The organism is Streptomyces sp. NPDC003635, assembly GCF_053587635.1.
The window spans coordinates 1-5,621 of sequence record NZ_JBSFOK010000108.1; the positions used below are offsets into that span (position 1 = coordinate 1).

Here is a 5,621-nt window from a genome sequence, read left to right on the forward strand (position 1 = left end):
GTCGAGGCCGGGCGGCCGTTCAAGGACCTGGGCTTCGACTCCCTGACAGCGGTCGAACTGCGCAACCGCCTGAACACGGCGACCGGCCTACGACTTCCCGCCACCCTCGTCTTCGACCACCCCACCCCCGTCGCCCTCACCCACCACGTCCGCTCCCAGATCCTCGTCGCGGAGGCGGCCGACACGGCCCCGGCCCTCGCCACGGAGCTGGAGCGGCTGGAGCGGGTCATCGGAGCGGCCACGTCCGACGAGGTCGTGAGCCACCGGGTCACCGACCGGCTCCGGGCATTGCTCACGGCCCTGGAGGGCGCGCCGCCCACGGTCGACGCGGCCGAGGACGACGACCTGGACGACGCCACCGACGACGAACTCTTCGACCTCCTCGACAGCGAGTTGGGGACGGCGTGAACCGACTCATCCGCCTCGACGGGCCGACGGGAGCCTCTCGATGAACAACGAGCAGAAACTCCGCGACTACCTCAAGCGGGCGACTGCCGACCTCCGACAGGCCCGCCGTCGCATCAAGCAGTTGGAGGAGCAGCCCCCCATCGCGATCGTCGGCATGGCCTGCCGCTACCCCGGCGGCGTCGCCTCGCCGGAGGACCTGTGGCGACTGGTGCTGTCCGGGGAGGACGCCATCGGTCCGTTCCCCGAGGACCGCGACTGGGACCTGGACGGCCTCTACGACCCTGACCCGGAGGCCGAAGGCAAGACCTACGTGACAGCCGGCGGCTTCCTCGACTCCGTCGGGGACTTCGACGCCGAGCTGTTCGGGATCTCGCCGCGAGAGGCGCTGGCGATGGACCCGCAACAGCGGCTGTTGCTCGAAGCGTCCTGGGAGGCCGTCGAGCGCGCGGGCATCGACCCGCACACGCTGCGCTCCACCCCCACGGGCGTGTTCGTCGGCGCCCCGTCCTCCGAGTACGTGACGCGGCTGAACAGCGTCCCGGACGGCCTGGAGGGCTACATCAGCACCGGGAACGCCGTCAGCGTGGCCTCCGGCCGCGTCGCCTACACCCTCGGCCTGGAGGGCCCCGCCGTCTCCGTCGACACGGCGTGCTCGTCGTCGCTCGTCGCACTGCATCTGGCGATACAGGCGCTCGGCAAGGGCGAGTGCACCCTGGCGCTCGCGGGCGGCGTCACCGTCATGCCGACGCCCGCGACCTTCGTGGAGTTCGGCCGCCAGCGCGGACTGGCGGCGGACGGCCGCTGCAAGGCGTTCGCTGGCGCCGCCGACGGCTTCGGACCGGCGGAGGGCGTCGGCCTCCTCGTGGTCGAACGGCTCACCGACGCCGTCCGCAACGGCCACCCCGTCCTCGCCGTGGTCCGCGGCTCCGCCGTCAACCAGGACGGCGCCTCCAACGGCCTCACCGCCCCCAACGGCCCGTCCCAGCAGCGCGTCATCCGCCAGGCGCTGGCCGCCGCCGGACTCTCGACCGCCGAGGTGGACGTGGTCGAGGCGCACGGCACGGGGACGACGCTGGGTGACCCGATCGAGGCGCAGGCGCTGCTGGCCACCTACGGGCAGGGACGGGACGCGGAGAACCCGCTCTGGTTGGGGTCGGTGAAGTCGAACATCGGCCACACCCAGGCCGCGGCGGGTGTCGCCGGTGTCATCAAGATGGTGATGGCCCTGCGGGCGGGTGTCCTGCCGCGCACCCTGCACGTCGACGAGCCCACCCCGCACGTGGATTGGACGGCGGGTCAGGTCGCGCTCCTCACCGAAACCCGCGAGTGGACGACACTCGACGACCAGCCGCGCCGGGCCGCCGTCTCCTCGTTCGGGATCTCCGGGACGAACGCCCATGTGGTCCTGGAGCAGGCGCCGGAACCGCCGGCCCCCGAGCCGGCCCAGGCCGACGGCCCGCTCTCCGGCTCCCCGGTCGTCCCCTGGCTGATCTCCGCCCGTACGGCTGCCGCGCTGTCCGCCCAGGCGGCACGCCTCGCGGACACGGTGACCGCCGCCGACCCCGTGGACACCGGATGGAGCCTCCTCTCCACTCGCGCCGCGCTGAACCACCGTGCGGTGGTGTGGGGTTCGGGAGCGGACGAGCTGCTCACCGGCGTACGAGCGGTGGCATCCGGTGGCGTCGCACCGAACGTCGTGACGGGCGCGGCGGGGGGTGCGGGGGCGAGTGTGGTGTTCGTCTTTCCTGGTCAGGGGTCGCAGTGGTTGGGGATGGGGCGGGGGCTCCTTGAGTCCTCGCCGGTGTTCGCGGCGCGTGTCTCGGAGTGTGAGGCGGCGCTCGGGTCTTTTGTGGAGTGGTCGTTGACGGAGGTGCTGCGGGGCGAGGACGACGCCTGGATGCGGCGGGTGGACGTCGTCCAGCCGGTGTTGTGGGCGGTGATGGTGTCGCTGGCCGCGGTATGGGAATCCCTGGGCATCGAACCGGCCGCTGTGATCGGTCATTCGCAGGGGGAGATCGCGGCTGCGGCGGTGGTTGGTGCCCTGACTCTGGAGGACGCCGCCCGTGTGGTCGCGCTGCGTTCGGCGGCCATCCGCGATGAACTCGCGGGCCGGGGCGGGATGTTGTCGCTTGCGACCGGTCCGGAAGAGGCGTCGGCGTGGGTTGAGCCGTACGGTGATCGCGTCGCGGTGGCCGTCTACAACGGTCCGGAGGCCACGGTCGTCGCCGGTGATCCGGAGGCACTGGACGAGATCGCCCAGGTGGCGGAGACCGCCGGTGTGCGAGCCCGTCGGGTTCCGGTGGACTACGCGTCGCACTCCTCACAGGTCGAGGACATCAAGGCCAAGCTGCTCGACGCCCTGGCTCCGGTGAAGCCGCGGATCTCCCGGACCCCGATCATCTCCACGGTGACCGGCGGGGTGTTGGACACGGCGACGATGGACGCCTCGTACTGGTACGAGGGTCTGCGCCGGCCCGTCCGCTTCACCGAGGCGATCACGACCGCGCTCGACGACGGACATGCCTGCCTGATCGAGGTCAGCGCCCACCCGGTGCTGACCATGGCGGTGCAGGCCATCGCGGAGGCCGAGGAGAAGCCTGTCACCGTCGTGGGTACCCTGCGAAGGGACGAGGACGAGAGCGCCCGCTTCATCGCGAGCGCGGCCGAACTCTGGGTCCACGGCACCGACATCGACTGGTCCGCCGTATACGCAGGACGATCCGTCACCCACGTGGACCTGCCGACGTACGCCTTCCAACACCGCCGCTACTGGCTGGAGTCGGGCACCGCCACCGCCGATGTCAGCGGCGCCGGTCTCACCGCGGCCGACCACCCCCTGCTCGGCGCCGCCGCGAGCCTCGCCGCCGACGGCGGGGTCATGCTGACTGGCAGGCTCTCCACCCGCACCCACCCCTGGCTCGCCGACCACAGCGTGGCCGGCACAGTCCTCCTCCCCGGCACCGCCTTCGTCGAACTCGCCGTCCGCGCCGGAGACGAGGTCGGCTGCGGACACCTCGCCGAGCTCTCCGTCCAGGCACCGCTGATCCTCCCCGAGCAGGGCGGCGTACAGGTGCAGGTCTTCGTGGATCTCCCCGACGGCTCCGGGCACCGTGCCCTCTCCATCCACTCCCGGCCCGAGGCGCCTGACGGATCCGCTTCCGCTGAGGAGTGGACCTTGCATGCGGAAGGCACGCTCCTGCCCGAACAGCCGCCCACGCCACCGCAGTTCACCGAGGCGTGGCCCCCGGCCGATGCCGAGGCCGTCGACGTCTCCGGCTTCTACGGCGCCGCAGCCGATGCGGGCTACGGCTACGGGCCCGCCTTCCAGGGCCTGCGCGCGGTCTGGCGGCGCGGTGCCGACATCTTCGCCGAGGTCGTGCTCCCCGAGAAGCAGAAGGGTGACGCGGCCCGGTTCGGGCTGCACCCGGCACTGCTGGACGCCGCCCTGCACGCCCATGGCTGTGCTTCGGCCCAATCCGCCGCGCCGGAGGAGGCGCGGGTCCTGCGCCTGCCCTTCGCCTGGACCGGAGTGACCCTTTTCGCCACCGGCGCCGACCGGCTGCGGGTCCGGCTCCGCGCCGAGAGCGCCGACGCGGTCCGAATCGACGTCGCCGACAGCACCGGAGCGCCGGTCGCCCGGGTCGACTCGCTGCTCGTGCGCTCGGTGACGGCTGCCCAGCTGGCGGCGGCCCGCGCACCGCGTACCCATGACATGTTCCGGGTCCACTGGACCCCCGTACCCTGCGACCCCGAGGCCGTGCGCCACGCCACCTGGGCCGTGGTGGGGGACGACGCGTACGGTGTGGGCGCGGCGGTGCAGGGCGCGGGTCTCGCCGTCGACGCCTACCTCGACGTGGCCGGGGTCCGGGGCGTTCTGGAGTGGGGTGTGCCCGCCCCGCAGGTCACGTTGATCGCGGTCACGGCCGAGGTGCCGGGTGCCGCAGAGGAGACGACGGCCCGCGTCCTCGCCACCGTTCAGGAGTGGCTGGCGGACGAGGCGCTGGCCGGTTCCCAGCTGGTCTTCGTCACTCGGGGAGCCGTCCCGGCGGGCGGCGACGACACGCTGACCGACCTCGCCACCGCTCCGGTGTGGGGCCTGATCCGCTCGGCGCAGTCGGAGCACCCGGGCCGGTTCCTCCTCGTCGACCTGGACCCGGCGGAGCAACCGGGGGGCACGGACGCCGGGTTGCTTCCGGCGGCGGTCACGGCGGCGCTGGACTCCGGTGAGGGTCAGGTCGCGGTGCGCGGCGGACAGACCCTCGTGCCCCGGCTGGTGCGGCCCGGCGCCGAGGGCTCCCTGGTGCCGCCCGTCGACGCCGATGCCTGGCGGCTGGACACCTCGGGCGACGGCACCCCGGACGGACTCACCCTCGTACCCGCCCCCGAGGCGGACGCCCCCCTCGCCCCCGGCGAGATCCGGGTCGCCGTCCGCGCCGCCGGCGTCAACTTCCGTGATGTGCTGCTGACCCTGGGCCTGTACCCGGGCCGCCCGATCCTCGGCAGCGAGGCGGCCGGGGTGGTCCTGGAGGTCGGCGCGGACGTCACCGGCATCGCGCCTGGCGACCGCGTGACGGGTCTGATGACGGAGGGCTTCGGCCCTCGGGTGGTGACGGACGCCCGGCTCGTGGTTCCGATCCCGGAGGGCTGGTCGTTCGAGCAGGCGGCCTCGGTGCCGGTCGTGTTCCTGACCGCGTACTACGGCTTGGTCGATCTCGGGTCGGTCGAGCAGGGCGACACCGTGCTGGTGCACGCGGGTGCCGGTGGTGTCGGCATGGCGGCGATCCAGCTCGCGAAGCACTTCGGCGCCACGGTTCTCGCCACGGCCAGTCCCGGCAAGTGGGATGTGCTGCGAGGTCTTGGACTGACCGACGAACAGATCGCTTCCTCGCGCGACTTGGGCTTCCGGGAGGCCTTCGCCGACGCGGGTGTGACCGTGGTGCTCAACTCGCTGGCCGGCGAGTACGTCGACGCCTCACTGGATCTGCTGACCACCGGAGGCCGCTTCCTGGAAATGGGCAAGACCGACATCCGGGCAGCGGAGCAGGTCGGCGATGTCCACTACACCGCGTTCGAGTTGAGCGGGGCGGGGGCCGACCGCATCCAGCAGATCCTCGGCGAGCTGATGGGCCTGTTCGCGTCGGGTGTCCTCGAGCCGCTTCCGGTGCGGGCGTGGGATGTGCGCAGGGCCGGGGAGGCGTTCCGGTTCATGAGCC

Annotated in this window: 1 protein-coding gene and 1 pseudogene; both read left to right on the forward strand. The window is 72.6% G+C overall.

Annotated features, from left to right (window positions below; all coding sequences use genetic code 11):
• Positions 1-408: phosphopantetheine-binding protein (locus tag ACWDRW_RS40110; protein WP_451733484.1), on the forward strand; the 408-nt coding region annotated here is incomplete at its 5' end.
• Between the two features lie 40 nt (positions 409-448).
• Positions 449-5,621, forward strand: a pseudogene (locus ACWDRW_RS40115) (beta-ketoacyl synthase N-terminal-like domain-containing protein); the annotation flags it as partial.